This is a genomic window from Serratia sp. JKS296 (assembly GCF_900215445.1).
GTDB classification, from domain to species: Bacteria; Pseudomonadota; Gammaproteobacteria; order Enterobacterales; family Enterobacteriaceae; genus Serratia; species Serratia marcescens.
On sequence record NZ_OCMX01000001.1, the window covers coordinates 2327125 to 2344043 of the forward strand.

A 16919-nucleotide genomic window follows, 5' to 3' on the forward strand; every position below is an offset into this window, starting at 1 on the left:
AATTGATAGCAATATGTTAAGTCATAATAATAACGCTATTGCCAGCGCTTTATCGGCGATATTGTCCGATTTATCGGCAAGGGTTTATTTCATTGCCGTTATTATTAGTCTGCATTAATGGGGAAAAGCGCCTGCCTGGCCGTCGGGGCGGGAAAGACGCAGGCGACATTGTGCCCGCAGCCGGGAACGATCGTTAACCGATGCGGCTTCTGGGGCGCCAGGTAACGCCGATCGTAGTCGGCGTAGGCCAGGGCGCGCTGCAATCGATAGGGGCCCTGCAGCTGGGCGGCGCAGGATTTGTCGAGTATCCGATAGTAGGCGCCCGGCGTCGTGCCGGTATCATCGGCGGCGGCCAGATAGGTGATATCGGCCGCAGCATAGCGCCGGCGAGCCGCGTCTGCGGCGCGCTGCAGGTGAGCGGGAAGCGCTTCCAGACCGAATTTCCAGCGATTGGCCTGCGGACAGCGGCCGGCGTCCAGCGTTTGCCAGCGGAAGCGGCAGGTTTTCTCACTGCCGCAGCTTCCCCAGCTTGTGGGCAGAGGGCGCAGACGATCAAAATAGAGCCAGCTGCCGGGATCGGCCACCACATAGCGCAGACGCACTCCGCTTGGCGGTTGAGCAAAGCCGACATAATGTTGCACGAACTGGGCGCCGGCGGAAAAACCGGCCACGGTTATCGACTGCAGCGACGGCCAACGCCGTTTCAGATCGGCCAGCAGGTTATCCATGGCGTTGAACGAGCCGGTTTTCCCGCTATTATCCAAATCGCCTGCGATCCACGAGCCGCAGCGCCAGAGAGCGTCACCGTCTTGCGGCTGGGGTAGACCGGCGGAATGGCAGTGGACGGCGAGTTTTACCGGCACCTGGAACAGCGGGGCGACCAGCAAGCTGTTGCCTCCCGCTCCCTGCGCGGCATCGATCGCCGCTTGCAACGTCTTGGCGGCGTCGCGTGGATGCCCGTGCATCACCACCAGCGCGGTACGCGGCTGGGGGCGGTGCTCATGGGCGACATAGTAAGAAAAATCGCCCGCCGCCGTCGCTACGCGAAACGGAACGGCGATGCGCTCCAGCGTCGGCTGCGCATAGGCCGTTTGCCCGGCGAACAGCAGCGTCGCTATCGCGCGGCGAAACAAGCGGCGCATCCCCATCAGATACGGCACAGAACATCGCGCATTTGTCTTAGGAGTTCCCGACATCGTTGTTCCTCACGCGCCTGTTGATAGTAACGATAAAAGGCGCTTTCCGAGCTGAGATTGCCCGCCAGCATCAACTGCCTGAAAATCATGAATACCAGGCTAAGCATAATGATAGTAAACAATAAGCCGAGGAACAGCAGTTGCCAGCCGTCGCCGATGCGCGCACCGGGCAGATAGGTGATCGACGTGGTGGTGATTTCTACCCCACGCAGCCCCCATTGCGCCAGTGCCAGCAATAGCACCAGCAGCATGACGAACAGCAGGTACAGCAAGAAATAACGGCCGGAAAGCAAAAAACGTTTGAACTTGCTATCGGCGTTTGGCCGCAAAACGAAGCCTGCGGACGTGGCGCGCAGGATTTGCTGGCGGCCACCGGTGAAGCGATAACGTTCCAGCGCGGTCACGCTGTCCGGCAGCGCCAGCAGTAGCCGCAATGCCGTCAGCCTGATGGTTTTATTTCCCATATAGTCTCGAAACTGCAGCAGGCAAATGGGGGCGGCGTGGGGTTTCTCGACAGACTCGAGCAGTTTGAGCAGCTTATCGTGTTTTTCCCGCCGAATGCGAAAAGGGGTTTTGATCACGGCGATAAACAGCGTAATGACGGTCGGTAAGACGACTTTCAAGATATCTGCGGTGCTGATTTGTAACATGCGAGTCTCCTCTCGGGCTGTCTGGCGTTCCTTGCGGCAGAAGTATAGAACACGTTTATGGGACAACGAGAAAACTGGCGTTACAGCTTGGCCTTTGATCTCCAAGACGTTAACGCTAGACTCAGCAACATAAGCAAGACTGAGGGGATAAATGAATGGATGTGATTGAGGGGAGCGAGCTGCAGGTCGCCGATGCGGTTTACGCCTACCAGCTCGACGGCAAGGGGGGCGTCACGCCGATCGAACAGGATGACAAGATCACCTGCGACGCGCCGTGCTGGCTGCATCTTGATTACGCGCACCCGGCCAGCGCTGAATGGCTGAGTACCACGCCGCTGCTGCCGGACTCGGTGCGCGAAGCACTCTCCGGCGAAAGCTCACGGCCGCGCGTCAGCCGCCAGGGCGAAGGCACCATGATCACCCTGCGCAGCATCAACTTTAACGCTAATTCCCGGCCGGATCAGCTGGTCACCATCCGCGTATATATCACCGACAAGCTGATTATCTCCACCCGGCACCGCAAGGTGTATTCCATCGATCAGGTGGTGAACGATTTGCAAAGCGGCGCTGGGCCGACCAACAGCGGCAGCTGGCTGGTGGAAATTTCCGATGCGTTGACCGATCACACCAGCGAATTTATCGAGGATCTGCACGACAAGATTATCGATCTGGAGGACGCCTTGCTGGAGCAGCAGGTGCCGGAGCGCGGCCAACTGGCGCTGATCCGTAAACAGCTGATCGTGCTGCGCCGTTACATGGCGCCGCAGCGCGACGTCTTCGCGCGGCTGGCCAGCGACCGCCTGCCGTGGATGAGCGACGACGATCGCCGCCGCATGCAGGATATCGCCGATCGCCTGGGACGGGGATTGGACGATCTGGACGGCAGCATTGCACGCACCGCCATCTTGTCCGACGAAATCACCACGGTGATGGCCGACGCGATGAACCGCCGCACTTACACCATGTCATTGTTGGCGATGGTATTTCTGCCCACCACTTTCCTGACCGGGCTGTTCGGGGTCAACCTTGGCGGTATTCCGGGCGGCGGTAATCCTTTCGGTTTCGCGGCATTTTGCCTGATGCTGGTCGGATTGGTGCTTGGCGTCGCCTGGTGGTTGAAGCGCAGCCGCTGGCTGTAGGCAAAAATGACGAAAACCCGGTTAACATTGAGCAATATCAACATTTAGCCGGGGGAAATGGGGCATGATCTCTCTCGCAGGTGAATGCAACGTCAAGCGATGGGCGTTGCGCTCCATAATTGTCTTACTTTCTTATTTTTGAATTACTGCATAGCACATTTGATTCGTACAATGCCGGTTTAATCACCGGCATTTTTTTATTCGGCTTCCTTTCTTCTTCAGGCCGCGCTTTCATCCCAGAAGCTGGCTTCAATCTTGTGCCCATCCAAATCCCGAACAAAGCAGCCGTAGTAAGCCTCGCCGTAATGCGGCCGCGAACCGGGCGCGCCTTCATCGACGGCGCCGGCCAGCAGCGCCTGGCGATGGAATTCATCCACCTGTTGCTTGCTGGTGGCGAAAAAACCGACGTGCGTGCCGTTGCCGGGTGAGGCCGGCCGGCCGTCGATCGGCACCTGTAGCCAAAACTCCGGGTAGTCGCGGCCGTAACCAATGGCGCCGGGATGCTCCAGCACCCGTCGGCAACCCAAAGCGGCCAGCGCACGATCGTAAAAGGCGGCGGCGGCCTCGAAATCGTTGGAGCCCAGCGAGACGTGGGACAGGCAGGGGGTGATATTCATTGCGCGATCTCCATATGACTGTATAAATAAACAGTATAGGGTAAAAACGGCACTGCCCAGCAAATTTTGCGCAAACTGTGAACAGGATCGAGATCGTCGGGAAAGGGAAATGTCGCCGCTCGCAGGATGGCAAGCGGCGAGGGGGCTTATTTGATTTCCAGCACGTTCAAACGCTCTGGCGCAGGCGCCGCGTCGTCCGAGTCTTCCGGCTGCCAGCCGACCGGCTGCATCGGGATGTCTTCGCGATCGAAGGCCAAATCGCCGCCGTCCACCACGGCGCTGCCGTGGTGAATGCCTTTGAAATCGAACAGGTTGATATCGCTCAGGTGCGAAGGCACCACGTTCTGCATGGCGCTGAACATGGTTTCCAACCGGCCTGGGTAACGCTTGTCCCAGTCGCGCAGCATGTCGCCGATCACCTGGCGCTGCAAATTAGGCTGCGAGCCGCACAGGTTGCATGGAATGATCGGGAAGGCTTTGGCAATCGAGAAACGCTCGATGTCTTTCTCGCGGCAATAGGCCAGCGGGCGGATGACCACGTGTTTGCCGTCGTCGCTCATCAGCTTGGGCGGCATGCCTTTCATCTTGCCGCCGTAGAACATGTTGAGGAACAGCGTCTGCAGAATGTCGTCGCGGTGGTGGCCCAATGCGATCTTGGTGGCGCCCAGTTCGGTGGCGGTGCGGTACAGAATGCCGCGGCGCAGGCGCGAACACAGTGAACAAGTGGTTTTCCCTTCCGGGATCTTGTCTTTAACGATGCTGTAGGTGTTTTCTTCGACGATCTTGTATTCCACCCCCAGGCTTTCCAGATAGGCGGGAAGAATATGCTCCGGGAAGCCGGGCTGTTTCTGATCGAGGTTCACCGCCACCAGCGAGAAGTTGACCGGCGCGCTTTGCTGCAGATTGCGCAGGATCTCCAGCATGGTGTAGCTGTCTTTGCCGCCGGACAGACAGACCATGATGCGGTCGCCTTCTTCAATCATATTGAAATCGGCGATCGCTTCGCCCACGTTGCGGCGCAGGCGCTTTTGCAATTTGTTCAGGTTGTACTGCTCTTTTTGGCTAACGGATTGCTTTTCTGACATTTAAATCGTGCTCATTCTCAATGGGGGGCACTAGGGGCATGGGGTTGTAGACCGCGAGTTTACCATTCAACCGGCCAATTTTGATCATTATTCATCATCCTGCTTCCATGCGCCCGACGCGAGGCCTGTATGGTACGGATTGCGCGCCGGAATGCCAGCAGGTTTTGTTGCTGCGATTTACGCCGGCGGTAGTAAAAGAACAGGGCGCGAATCGCTCGCGCCCTGACAGGGGTTACTCAGCGGCGGACTTTTCCGCCTTGCCGGCCAGCAGGCTGAGGAAATCGTATTTCTCCTTCAGCTCTTTCTCGGCGGCCTGATACAGCGCGCTGGCCACCTCCGGCTGCTGCGCGTTTAGGCGACGGAAACGCTGCTCGTTCAGCAACGTTTCAGCCAGGCTGCTGTTCGGCGGCCGCGAATCCAGCGCCAATGCGGCCTTGCCCTCGGCGCTGCGGCGTGGATCGAAGCGGTACAGCGGCCAGAAGCCGGTGGCGGTCAGCTGTTTCATCTGATCGTGGCTGAGCGCCAGATCGTAGCCGTGCTCTTCGCACGGGCTATAGGCGATGATCAGCGACGGCCCCGGATAGGCCTCGGCTTCCTGAATCGCTTTCACCGTCTGGTTAAGCTGCGCCCCCAGCGAGATCTGCGCGACGTAGACATGGCCGTACATCATCATGCTGACGCCCAGATCCTTGCGCGCCTTGCGCTTGCCGTGCTCGCCGAACTTGGTCACCGCGCCCAGCGGCGTGGCTTTCGACTGCTGGCCGCCGGTGTTGGAGTAGCACTGAGTGTCGAGCACCAGCACGTTGACGTTCTCCGTCAGGCTGAGCACGTGATCCAAACCGCCGAAGCCGATGTCGTAGGCCCAACCGTCCCCGCCGATCAGCCAGATGGATTTATCCACCAGGTAATCGGCATCGGCCGCCAGCTGGCGTGCGTCTTCACCTTCGAAACTCGCCAACAGCGTGCGCAGTTCGGCGATTTGCTTCCGGCGCGGCTCCGGCGCCACGTCGTCCATCTGCAAGGCATTGACCAACTGCTCCGGCAGCTGCGGCGCCAGCGAGTTCAGCAGGCGCAGCACCCGTGCGCGATGTTGATCGACCGTCAGACGGAAGCCCAGGCCGAATTCGGCGTTGTCTTCGAACAGCGAGTTGGCCCACGCCGGCCCGCGCCCTTCGGCATTGGTGGTGTAAGGCGTGGTCGGCAGATTGCCGCCGTAGATCGAGGAACAGCCGGTGGCGTTGGCGATCAGCAAACGGTCGCCATAGAGCTGGGTCAGCAGCTTGATGTACGGCGTTTCGCCGCAGCCGGAGCAGGCGCCGGAGTATTCGAACAGCGGCGTGATCAGCTGCGAGGTGCGAATGTCGATGCGCTCCAGCTGCGCCGGATCGATTTCCGGCAGCTGCAGGAAGAAGTCGTAGTTGTCTTTTTCCGCCGTCAGATTATCGAGGCGCGACGCCATGTTGATGGCTTTGATCTCCGGGTTCTGGCGATCTTTCGCCGGGCAGACCTCGACGCACAGGTTACAGCCGGTGCAATCTTCCGGCGCCACTTGCAGTACGTATTTCTGGCCGCGCATATCGCGCGCTTTGACATCCAGAGACTGCAGAGAGGCGGGGGCGTGTTCCATCTCCGCCGGCTGAACCACTTTGGCGCGAATGGCGGAGTGCGGGCAGGCGGCGACGCAGTGGTTGCACTGGGTGCACAGGTCGGGCTGCCAGATCGGGATCGCTTCGGCGATGTTGCGCTTTTCCCACTGGGTGGTGCCCACCGGCCAGGTGCCGTCCGGCGGGAAGGCGGAAACCGGCAGCGCATCGCCCAGCCCGGCCAGCATCGCGGCGGTAACGGTTTTGACGAAGTCCGGCGCGGCGTCCGAGACCACCGGCGGGCGCATCGGGCTGCTGTCGTCGACCGGCTGCAGCGGAATTTCAATCAGTGCACCGCGGGTGGCGCCCAGCGCCTGCCAGTTGCGCTCGACGATTTCTTGGCCCTTGCTGCTGTAGCTGCGGGCGATGGCGTCCTGCAGCTGTTGCAGCGCCACGTCGCTCGGCAGGATCTGCGTCAGATGGAAGAACGCCATCTGCATCACGGTGTTGATGCGCGCGCCGAGCCGGCATTCGCGCGCCAGCTTGGCGGCGTTGATGATATAGAAACGCGCCTGGCGTTGGTACAACAACGCCTGAACCTCCTGCGGCAGGCGCGACCAGACCTCATCGGCGCCGTAAGGGGTATTGAGCAGGAAGGTGCCGCCGGGCTTCAGGCGTTCAACCATCTGGTACTTATCGATAAACTGCAGCTGGTGGCAGCCGACGAAATCCGCCTGGCTGACCAGATAGGCCGAATTGATCGGCTGCTCGCTGACGCGCAGATGCGACACCGTCAGGCCGCCGGCCTTTTTGGAGTCGTAGACGAAATAGCCCTGCGCATACAGCGGCGTGGCGTTGCCGATGATTTTGATGTTGTTCTTGGTGGCCGAGACCGAACCGTCGCTGCCCAAACCGTAGAACAGCGCTTCCAGCGAGGCGCGCTGCGGCAGGACTTCGTCGCTCAGCGGCAGTGAAAGCCCGGTGACATCATCGAAGATGCCGACGGTAAAGCGCGGGCGCGGCTGCGGCTGGGCCAGCTCACGGAACACCGCCAGCGCACAGTCCGGGCCGAACTCTTTCGATGACAGGCCGTAACGGCCGCCGATGACCCGCGGCAGCGTGACGCGCTCGCCTCGGCTGTAGGCTTCCGCCAGCGCGGTCATCACGTCCAGATACAGCGGCTCGGCCAGCGCGCCCGGTTCTTTGGTGCGATCGAGCACCGCGACGCTGCGCACGCTGTCCGGCAGCGCGCCGAGCAGATGCTGGGCGGAGAACGGCCGGAACAGCCGCACCTTCAGCACGCCGACTTTCTCGCCGCGGGTCAGCAGGGTGTCGATCACTTCTTCGCAGGTGCCGGCGGCGGAGCCCATCACCACCACCACGCGTTCGGCCTGCGGGTGGCCGTAATAGTCGAACGGCCGATAGTGGCGGCCGGTGAGGGCGGCGAAGGCTTCCATGGCGTCGATCACGTGTTGGCCGGTGGCGTCATACCACGGGTTGGTGGCTTCGCGCGACTGGAAATAGGTGTCCGGGTTGGCGGAAGTGCCGCGCACCACCGGATGATCCGGCGACAGCGCCCGGCTGCGGTGGGCGTCGATCGCCGTCTGCGGCAGCATTTGCCGCAGCGTATCGTCGCTGAGAGGCACAATCTTGTTGATCTCGTGCGAGGTGCGGAAACCGTCGAAGAAATGGATAAACGGCACGCGCGCGTTGAGGGTGGCGGTCTGTGAGATCAGCGCGAAGTCCTGCGCCTCCTGCACGCTGCCGGCGCACAGCATGGCGCAGCCGGTTTGGCGCACCGCCATCACGTCCGAATGGTCGCCGAAGATGGACAGCGCATGCGTGGCCACGGTGCGTGCGGCGACGTGCAGCACGAACGGCGTCAGCTCGCCGGCCAGTTTGTACAGCGTGGGGATCATCAGCAGCAGACCCTGCGATGAAGTGAACGAGGTCGACAGCGCGCCGGTTTGTAAGGCGCCGTGCACGGTGGCGATCGCGCCGCCTTCCGACTGCATTTCCACCACCCGGGGGATATCGCCCCAGATGTTTTGCCGGCCATCGCCGGACCAGGCGTCCGCCTGCTCCGCCATGGTGGAGCTTGGCGTGATAGGGTAGATGGCAATCACTTCGTTGGTGCGATAGGCCACGGAAGCGACTGCATTATTACCATCTGTAGTTATCATCGGCGTTACCTTTTCATTGCTCACAAAGCCGCGAAAGCGCACTTTCGCAGTAATGGAAAAAAGTCTAACAGAGGGGGCGAACGTGGCTTTATCGTGTTTGTGTGGCGGGTGATAAATCGTCAAAGGCGTATTTCCTCGCCGATTAGGGGCCGGGGCAATAAATTGTTTTCACCGTTTAAAGACAATTTATTTCCGGCGCGTCATAATTGCGCATCGGCAAATTGACAGAAGAAAACCATGAGCGCATTTATGTATTTGACGATGGCGATAGTCGCGGAAGTGATCGCCACCACCATGTTGAAAGCCTCTGAGGGCTTTACCCGCCTGTGGCCGTCGCTGCTGGTGGTGCTGGGCTACGGCGTGGCGTTTTGGGGGCTGTCGATGGTGGTCAAAAGCATGCCGCTGGGCATCGTGTATGCGATTTGGTCGGGCATGGGCATCGTGCTGGTGTCGGTCGCCGCAGTGTTCGTTTATCAGCAAAAATTGGATTGGCCGGCGATCGTCGGCATGGGATTAATTATTGCCGGCGTGCTGGTGATTAATTTACTGTCGAAAGCCTCGGTGCACTGAGTGTTATTTTAATGTAAAAAAAGGCCGGCGTGACAGCAAGTCGCGCCGGTTGAAGAATTCAGTTATCATTCACTGAAAATAGTGGAATGCTAATTACTTAGCGCCGCCAGCATAGACGCAAATATCGTTCTCTCCGGTAGCAAAAAATGCGCCGCCGCAATGAAAGCACGCGAAGATAATTAATACCAATGTCGCGGGAAAAACTTCCTCGATGGCAGCGGTGACGTTATCACTTTTTGCGTGCGGCCAGCGCCTGGCAGCGAGTGGCGCCGTCACGGAAATATTCTGCAAACAAAATAAATGTCCGGCCGGCGCAAAAAAACGACAAATAATGGCTGGAATATATTTTCATTATTTATATATCGAGCTAGATTAAACAAGTTTGCATCAAAGATAGCGAAACGTGTCCGCCAAGTGACGCGCGTTATCAGCAATGGCGATTTTACACAGCGCAGTTCCGGGTTCAGGAGTGGGATAATGACGACATCAAAATGGCTGCTTGCCAGCGCCGTGCTGCTTTTAGCCGCCTGCAGCAGCAATAACGAAGAGCCAGTACAGCAGGGCAACAGTGCCAGAATCAATACGTTGCAGACCAGCACCGGTTGCGCGGCGGTCGGTGGCGTTACCACCATCGCGCACAATTTGAACGGTGAAGCGCTGCGCATGTGCCAGATGCCGAACGGCAAGCAGTGCGAAGAGCGCACGCTGGCCCTGGGCAGCTGCGCCGGGTAAGCCCCGGCGCCTGGCCTGCAGGATCAATACACCCAATCGCGCAGGGTATAAATAAGCGTGTGGCCGCTGCCGGTGAGCGTCAGCTGCTGTGCGTTTAGCGTCACTTCGGCGCCGTTTTCCAGCACGGTGCCGATCACCCGATCCCAGCGGTTGCGCTGCTCATCAGGGCACAGCTTGCGCGTCGTGGCCAGCGATTTCACCGTCAGCACGCCGTCGCGTAATTGCCCCTGACCGAAAAAGCGGTTGCACATCGTGCCGGAGACATGCAGGTTCTCGCCGAACTCCAGATTGAGCAGGCCGCCGCCCGCCGGTGATTTTGCCGTGTCGCCATCCACGCTTTGCAACACGAAGTTGTGATGCAGCAGATCGCCTGGCGTGACGGCCGTGTGTGGTTTCATGCTGCACCCCGCTAAGGCCAGCGCCGCAAGGGCGGCCACCGTGGTTTTTCTCATCGCGTTCTCTCAAATATACAGGGCGCCGCAAGGGCGCCCCGAGGTTACGCTCAGGCGTTCAACTGGTTCGGGCAGGCTTCGCCGCGATCCAACTGGCTGATGTTCTGCAGCGTGGTTTGGGAAATGCTGGTCAACGCCTCTTCGGTCAGGAAAGCCTGATGGCCGGTGAACAGCACGTTGTGGCAGGCCGACAGGCGGCGGAACACGTCATCCTGAATCACGTCGTTAGACTTGTCCTCAAAGAACAGATCGCGTTCGTTCTCGTAGACGTCCATCCCGAGGGCGCCGATTTTTTGCTGCTTCAGCGCATCGATGGCGGCGGTGGAGTCGATGAGCGCGCCGCGGCTGGTGTTGATCACCATTACGCCGTTTTTCATCATCGCGAAGGCGTCGGCATTCAGCAAATGGTGGTTCTCCGGCGTCAGCGGGCAGTGCAGGGTGATCACGTCGGATTGCGCGTACAGCGTCTTCAGATCGACATACTCCACGCCCAGTTCCAGCGCCTGTTCGCTCGGAAACGGATCGTAGGCCAGCAGCTTCATGCCGAAGCCTTTCAGAATGCGCATTGTCGCCACGCCGATTTTACCGGTGCCGATCACGCCGGCGGTGCGATTGTGCATGTTAAAACCGATCAGCCCTTCCAGCGAGAAGTTGGCGTCACGGGTACGCTGATAAGCGCGGTGAATACGGCGATTCAGGCACATCATCATGCCTACCGCGTGTTCCGCCACGGCCTCCGGCGAGTAGGCCGGCACGCGCACCACCTTGATGCCCAGTTCTTTGGCGGCGTCCAGATCGACGTTATTAAAACCGGCGCAGCGCAGGGCGAGAATTTCGACGCCCAGCGCCGCCAGTTCTTCGAGCACTTCACGGCTGCCGTCGTCGTTGACGAAGATACACACCGCCTTGCAACCGGCGGCCGTTTTGGCGGTTTTTTTACTGAGTAAAAAGTCGAAGAATTCCAGCTCATAGCCAAACTGCTGGTTCACCAGTTCGAGGTATTTACGGTCATACTGTTTGGTACTGTATATCGCCAATTTCATCGTGGTTTCTCCACCGTGATTTTGTGATCAATTTAACAGATTTTAGTAAATTCGACAATTGGTTAGCGGTTTGTCCTGCACGGGGTTTGTCCGATGAAACAGGGGGATGAAACCGGCCCGCATTGGGCCGGTTCACGCGATGTTAGCGAGCGATTTCCGTGTAATGGTGCTCATCGTAATCATGGGTCAAATACCCGTTGACGGCATCGTTAAAGGCGATCCAATGCGGCGTTTTCTGGTGTGCCGAAAGCGCCGCCTTATCGTCCCAGTTTTCGATCAGCGCATAGCTGTTTTCATCGTTCTGGCATTGCCAAAGCTGGTAAAAAGAGCAGCCGGTTTCTTTATTGGATTCCTGCACCATAGTGTTGAGCAGACTGAGAAAAGCTGGGCGTTTGGCCGGGTTGACCTGAAAAAAGACGTTGAGCGTGATCATGGTTTATTTCCTCTGTCGATAATGAAACTGGAATTTCCAGGAGGCAGCAATGTGCCGACTGCGAGCATTCTATGGGCTTGATGGTTGATTAAAAGTGAAATAAAGTTCGGTTATCATTCATTTTTGGTGAAGGTTTGTGGTGTTGAAACGTGCTCAGTTGGCCACCTTTTGCATGGTGGTTGAGTCGGAGAGTCTCACGGCTGCGGCGGAGCGGCTGTTTTGCGTGCCCTCTAACGTGACCAAGAAATTAAAAGAGTTGGAAACGGCGTGTGGCGTTACGCTATTTGAGCGTGAGCGCAATCGGCTGTCGCTCACACCGGAAGGCCGGGCGCTTTACCATAAGGCCAAGCGCTTTTTGGCTATCGAAGAGCGGGCGCGAGCGCAGCTTGAACAGGATCCGGTACAGGGTGAATTGAAGCTTGGCGCGCTGGATATCGCCTTGAGTCATCATCTGCCGCAAAAGTTGGCGCATTACCGTGCGCAGAACCGCCGCGTTCAGTTGAGTGTGGTGCAAGGCTATTCGCTGGATCTGGAGTTTCAATTGCAAAAAGGGACTCTGGACGTGGTGTTTTCAGATGGGCCGATAGAACATCCGCAGTTGCAGAGCCGGCGTGCTTTTCAGGAGCGTTTGGTCTTCATTGGCGGGGCGTATCAGCCAGCGTTGCTGGCAAAAAGCGATCTCTATGTTTATTCGCGTCAATGCCACTATCGCCATCTGGTGGACGCCTGGCTGCAAAAGCAGCAAATCATCCCCGCCGCGCTGCTGGAGGTGGAATGCTACGACGTGATATTCGCCTGCGTAACAGCGGGGTTGGGGTATGCGTTTGTCCCTGAAAGCCTCGCGCGACAGCGGGAGGTGGCGTATATCGAGTGCGGGAATGAAATGCGCAGCGATATTTATGCTATCTGGCGTAAAGCGAGCGACAGCCGCATAGTACAGGCTTTTATTGAGGCCGTGATTTGAAATTAACGGCAAAAAAATCCCCACGGGGGTGTGGGGAATGGCTTCTCTAGTACACAGTTAGCTAGCAGCTAAACTTTTATTAGAATGGTTGCAAGACTATTAATCATCAACGGTAACAACAATAACAAAAGTCTGAAAACTGTCCTGTTAATGTGATGTAGTTGTAACGAAAATCTACAACTCCGCACACGTTTGCGCCAAAAAGGTGCAAATCGCTTCTGCGAGCCCGCTCGGCTTCACCCTATGTCAAATTCGTGCCATCATTATTGTCAATTCAGGCATAGACTTAACCAATGCCTAACTCAGGAACGAAGCAATCATTTAATGACCAGGCGATTGAAAGTATTCATAGGGACGGTGGCGGGCTGCGCAATCCTGGTGCTGGCGTTGTGGCAAACCTTGCCGCGCTGGCTGCCGGGGGTGTTATCGCATTGGTTGCCGGCGGGGAGCCGCCTGGAATTGCAGGGCAAATTGCACTGGCGCCAGGGCGGCCTGGCATTGGCGGGGGCGCGTTTCACTGCGCAAGATTGCCTGTTGGCCAACGTCGGGCCGACGCGGTTGGCTTACCGCCAGGGCCGCTGGCAACTGTCGAGCGATAAGGTCAGCGTCGATAGCGCCTGTTTGTCAAAACTGCCGAGCGGCGACGCCAACAGCGCGCCGCTGGCGCTCGATCATCTGCAGCAACAGCTGCCGCCGCTGGATCTCACCATTAATGACCTGACGCTCATTCCCTGGCAGCGCTATGCCGGCAAGCTGCAGCTTTCCTCCGGCCCCGACGGGCAACGTCTGCATTATCGGGGGCCGAATCTCAGCGCCGAGGCGCAGCTGGATGAAAAACAGCAGCTGACGTTGCAGAGCCTGACCGTGGTTCCGCCCAACAGCGCACAACCGCTGCACCTCGCCGGCAAGATAACCATTCCGTTGGATCTGGCTAGCCTGCCGACGCAGGGCGCGTTGCAGGGGGAAATGCAGACCGCCTATCTGGAAAAACCGGTATTGCTGGACATGCGCTGGCAACAGCAGCAGGGCGTGTTGACGGTAAGCGAAAAAGGTGACGATCGCCCGCTGGCGGTGTTGCCGTGGGAAGTCGCGCCGCAGCGGGTCAGCATCAAGCAGGGCGAGTGGCGTTGGCCGTACAGCGAGCAGCCGTTGAACGGCGGGCTCAGCATCGCGCTGCACGATTGGAGCAAAGGGCTGGATGAAACGGAGATCAGCGCGCGGCTGAACGTCATCACCGTGGGTCACAACGGCAAGGGCAATGCGGTGCTCACCCTCGGGCCGGGCAAGGTGGGGTTGACCGACAGCGATCTGCGCTTCCAACTGACCGGCCAGGCCAATCTGGCCGACTTTTCCACTACCGCGTCGATCCCGGGCGTGATCGGCGGCAGCATTCTCAACCCGACGCTGGTTCTGCAGCCGGGTTCGTTGCTGCGCCTGTGGGGCAAGGTGACGCCGGAAATGACGCTGGAAGAGGCGCGTTTGCCGCTGGCGGGCGTGAAGGTGACCGCCGCCGGTATCACCGGCCGCCTGCAGGCGATTTTGAGCGCCAGCGACAGTTACTGGGGCCGCTTCAAGCTGCATCTGGACGGCCAGGCGCAGGATTTCTGGCCGGACAAGGGCCACTGGCAATGGCGCTACTGGGGCAATGGCCGCTTGCCGCCGCTGCAGGCCGCCTGGGACGTGGCCGGCAGCGGCAGCTGGCGCGACAGCGAGTTGGTGCTCGATAAACTCTCCACCGGCTTCGATAAGTTGAAGTACGGTCTGGTGACGGTCGCCGCGCCGCGCCTGAGCCTCAATCAGCCGCTGCGCTGGCGGCGTGATGAACAAAGTCCGCAGTTCAACGGCGAGTTGCAGCTGGCGGCGGATAAGGTCAGCTTCAGCGACGGCGGCTATCTGCCGGCGCCGGTGCTGGCGCTGCAGGTAAACGGCCGTTCGCCGGACAGTTTCCAACTGCAGGGCAAACTGCAGGCGCAACAGATTGGGCCGATCGCGCTGCGCGGCCGTTGGGACGGCGAACGTCTGCGCGGCGAAGCCTGGTGGCCGAAACAGTCGCTGAAGGTGTTCCAACCGCTGCTGGCGCCGGATCTCAATCTCACGCTGCGCGACGGCGAGTTTTACGCGCAGTCGGCGTTTTCCGCCGCGCGCGAACAGGGGTTCGAGGCCGGTGGCCACTGGGTGGTGAAAAACGGCGGCATGTGGCTGAAGGACGGCGAGATGAGCGGCCTGGATTTTATCCTGTCGTACCGGTTCAAGCAGCATCAGTGGCAATTGGGGGCCAAACAGCCGGTGTCGCTGCGCATCAAGTCTTTCAGCAACCTGTTCGAGATGCAGAACATTTCCGCCGATCTGCAGGGCACCTATCCTTATAGCGAAAGGCAGCCGCTGACGTTGAGCAACGTCGGCGTGGACATGCTCAACGGGCATATCAGCCTGTCGGCGCTGCGGTTGCCGCAGCATGACGCCGCGGTGCTGAAGCTGGACAAGGTCGATCTCAGCGCGCTGTTCACCGCTCTGAAACCGAAGCAGTTCGCCATGTCCGGCCGGGTCGACGGCGAGCTGCCGCTGTTCCTGAATCACCCGAAATGGCTGGTGCAAAACGGCTGGATCGCCAACGCCGGCACGTTGACGCTGCGCCTGGACAAAGACATGGCCGACGCCATCGGCAGCAACAACCTGGCGACCGGCGCGGCGATCGACTGGCTGCGCTACATGGAAATCAACCGTTCGCACGCCCGGGTCGATCTCGACAACCTGGGCGAGCTGACGCTGAGCGCGCGCATCGACGGCATCAACCCGCAGAAAAGCGCCAAGCGCGAGGTGATCCTGAACTATCGCCATCAGGAAAACGTGTTTCAGCTGTGGCGCAGTTTGCGCTTCGGCGACAATTTACAGGAGTGGCTGGAGCAGGCCCTCTCACAACCTGGGGAGCAACAATGAAAATCATGAGTGTGTCGGCGCTGGCAGCGGTGCTGTGCGTTTCGCTGCTGAGCGGCTGCGTGCCGCGCATCGAGGTGGCGACGCCGAAGGATCCGATCACCATCAATATGAACGTCAAGATCGAGCATGAAATTCATATCAAGGTGGATAAGGACGTCGAAAACCTGCTGAAAACCCAAAGCGGTCTGTTCTAGGAGCCGACATGAAAAAACGTTATTTGTGGCTGGCCGGCGCCGCCTGGTTGTTCAGCGGCATGGCGATGGCGTTGACGCTGGATGAGGCGAAGCAGCAAGGTCGGGTGGGGGAAACCCTGAGCGGTTATATCGCGCCGGTGAAGCAGGACGCGGAAACCCTGGCGCTGGTGAAACGCATCAACGCCGGCCGCGCCGAGAAGTATCAGGAAGTGGCGGACGGCAACCATATCGCCGTCGACGAAGTGGCGCGCATGGCCGGTCAAAAGCTGGTGACGCGCGCGCAAAGCGGCGAGTATGTGCGCGGCATCAACGGGCAGTGGCTGAAGAAATAAAAAAAAGCGCGCCGTCTGGCGCGCCAAAAGATACGGATAGATGATTATTATGAGGGTAGTGCAGGTTTGACAGGACTTGCCTCTTGTCCGGCAGGGGCACGGCGCCCCTGCGCAGGGTCTTAGGCAGCAACCACCTGAGACAGGGCCGCCTTGGCGTCTTCCTGTGCTTTGGTCGCCACTTCCGGGCCATAGGCGATGCCTTCCGCGAAGACGAACTCCACGTCGGTGATGCCGATGAAGCCCAGGAACAGACGCAGGTAAGGTTCTACCAGGTCGGTCGGGGTGCCTTTATGGATGCCGCCGCGGCTGGTCAGGATCACGGCGCGTTTGTTTTTCACCAGGCCTTCCGGACCGTTTTCGGTGTAACGGAAGGTCACGCCGGCGCGGGCAACCAGGTCGAAATAGTTTTTCAGCTGGGTCGGGATGTTGAAGTTGTACATCGGTGCGGCAATCACGATGACGTCATTGGCCTGCAGCTCGGCGATCAGCTCGTCCGACAGCGCCAGCGCTTCTTGTTGACGCGGGGTCAACGGAGCATCGGAAGGACGCAGCGCGCCGACCAGTTCGCCGTCCAGCACCGGGATTGGCTGTGCGGCCAGATCGCGCACGGTGATGGTGTCGCCGCCATGGGCGTTGCTCCATTGCTCTACGAAGAAATCGGCCAGTTGGTTAGACTGAGAGTAGGTCGCCAGGATGCTTGATTTCAGAACCAATACGTTGCTCATCGATAATTCCTTACGTTGTGACAGTGACATCAGGACTCAGCGTCCCTTGCATGAAGTACATGCTATTCACATTCCACACACAGT

The 16919-nt window shown here is 59.1% G+C and carries 16 protein-coding genes; 7 read left to right on the plus strand and 9 right to left on the minus strand.

Features of this window, described 5'->3' with window-relative positions:
• Positions 1 to 104: 104 nt before the first annotated feature.
• Entirely contained in the window at positions 105 to 1196 is a 1092-nt protein-coding gene (locus CRO23_RS11085; protein WP_097101940.1) for a hypothetical protein, read from the minus strand.
• A complete protein-coding gene (locus CRO23_RS11090; RefSeq protein WP_016927566.1) occupies positions 1148 to 1846 on the minus strand; it encodes a hypothetical protein in 699 nt (232 codons plus the stop codon). Before CRO23_RS11090 ends, CRO23_RS11085 begins: the two co-directional genes overlap by 49 nt.
• 155 nt (positions 1847 to 2001) lie before the next feature.
• Between CRO23_RS11090 and zntB the strand changes: the two genes are divergently transcribed.
• Positions 2002 to 2985, plus strand: a complete 984-nt coding sequence (zntB, locus tag CRO23_RS11095) for a zinc transporter ZntB (RefSeq protein WP_016927567.1) — start codon at positions 2002 to 2004, stop codon at positions 2983 to 2985.
• Between the two features lie 218 nt (positions 2986 to 3203).
• Here the strand turns inward: zntB and CRO23_RS11100 are convergent, their stop codons facing one another.
• From CRO23_RS11100 to nifJ, 3 genes are all read right to left on the minus strand, one after another.
• Positions 3204 to 3602, minus strand: coding sequence for a VOC family protein (locus CRO23_RS11100; RefSeq protein ID WP_004930496.1), 399 nt, complete (start codon positions 3600 to 3602; stop codon positions 3204 to 3206).
• Positions 3603 to 3748: 146 nt separating this feature from the next.
• Complete coding sequence (gene ttcA, locus CRO23_RS11105) at positions 3749 to 4687, minus strand: tRNA 2-thiocytidine(32) synthetase TtcA (protein ID WP_004930494.1); 939 nt, start codon at positions 4685 to 4687, stop codon at positions 3749 to 3751.
• A gap of 232 nt (positions 4688 to 4919) precedes the next feature.
• Positions 4920 to 8453, minus strand: coding sequence for a pyruvate:ferredoxin (flavodoxin) oxidoreductase (nifJ, locus tag CRO23_RS11110; protein ID WP_097101942.1), 3534 nt, complete (start codon positions 8451 to 8453; stop codon positions 4920 to 4922).
• 237 nt (positions 8454 to 8690) lie between these two features.
• On the opposite strand from nifJ, the gene ssmE reads away from it, so the two are divergent.
• Positions 8691 to 9023 (plus strand): multidrug efflux SMR transporter SsmE, encoded by a 333-nt coding sequence (gene ssmE, locus CRO23_RS11115; protein WP_004930487.1) that lies wholly within the window; start codon positions 8691 to 8693, stop codon positions 9021 to 9023.
• A gap of 477 nt (positions 9024 to 9500) precedes the next feature.
• Positions 9501 to 9755 (plus strand): DUF333 domain-containing protein, encoded by a 255-nt coding sequence (locus tag CRO23_RS11120; protein WP_016927569.1) that lies wholly within the window; start codon positions 9501 to 9503, stop codon positions 9753 to 9755.
• A 23-nt stretch (positions 9756 to 9778) separates the two neighbouring features.
• Here CRO23_RS11120 and hslJ read toward each other — a convergent pair whose 3' ends face one another.
• From hslJ to CRO23_RS11135, 3 genes are all read right to left on the minus strand, one after another.
• A complete protein-coding gene (gene hslJ / locus CRO23_RS11125) occupies positions 9779 to 10207 on the minus strand; it encodes a heat shock protein HslJ (protein WP_033640169.1) in 429 nt (142 codons plus the stop codon).
• 50 nt (positions 10208 to 10257) lie between these two features.
• A complete protein-coding gene (locus tag CRO23_RS11130) occupies positions 10258 to 11250 on the minus strand; it encodes a 2-hydroxyacid dehydrogenase (protein WP_097101944.1) in 993 nt (330 codons plus the stop codon).
• A gap of 142 nt (positions 11251 to 11392) precedes the next feature.
• Entirely contained in the window at positions 11393 to 11683 is a 291-nt protein-coding gene (locus CRO23_RS11135; RefSeq protein ID WP_016927572.1) for a putative quinol monooxygenase, read from the minus strand.
• Positions 11684 to 11822: 139 nt separating this feature from the next.
• Here CRO23_RS11135 and CRO23_RS11140 point away from each other — a divergent pair, with 139 nt between their 5' ends.
• From CRO23_RS11140 to CRO23_RS11155, 4 genes are all read left to right on the plus strand, one after another.
• On the plus strand, positions 11823 to 12647 hold the full coding sequence (locus CRO23_RS11140; protein WP_217992224.1) for a LysR family transcriptional regulator: 825 nt from the start codon (positions 11823 to 11825) through the stop codon (positions 12645 to 12647).
• 324 nt (positions 12648 to 12971) lie between these two features.
• On the plus strand, positions 12972 to 15584 hold the full coding sequence (locus CRO23_RS11145) for a YdbH family protein (RefSeq protein WP_097101946.1): 2613 nt from the start codon (positions 12972 to 12974) through the stop codon (positions 15582 to 15584).
• Positions 15581 to 15778, plus strand: a complete 198-nt coding sequence (locus tag CRO23_RS11150; RefSeq protein WP_004930472.1) for a YnbE family lipoprotein — start codon at positions 15581 to 15583, stop codon at positions 15776 to 15778. The genes CRO23_RS11145 and CRO23_RS11150 overlap by 4 nt, the downstream gene beginning before the upstream one ends.
• A gap of 8 nt (positions 15779 to 15786) precedes the next feature.
• On the plus strand, positions 15787 to 16110 hold the full coding sequence (locus tag CRO23_RS11155; RefSeq protein WP_048796882.1) for a YdbL family protein: 324 nt from the start codon (positions 15787 to 15789) through the stop codon (positions 16108 to 16110).
• 119 nt (positions 16111 to 16229) lie between these two features.
• Here CRO23_RS11155 and azoR read toward each other — a convergent pair whose 3' ends face one another.
• Entirely contained in the window at positions 16230 to 16835 is a 606-nt protein-coding gene (gene azoR, locus CRO23_RS11160; protein WP_016927576.1) for an FMN-dependent NADH-azoreductase, read from the minus strand.
• Between the last annotated feature and the right edge of the window lie 84 nt (positions 16836 to 16919).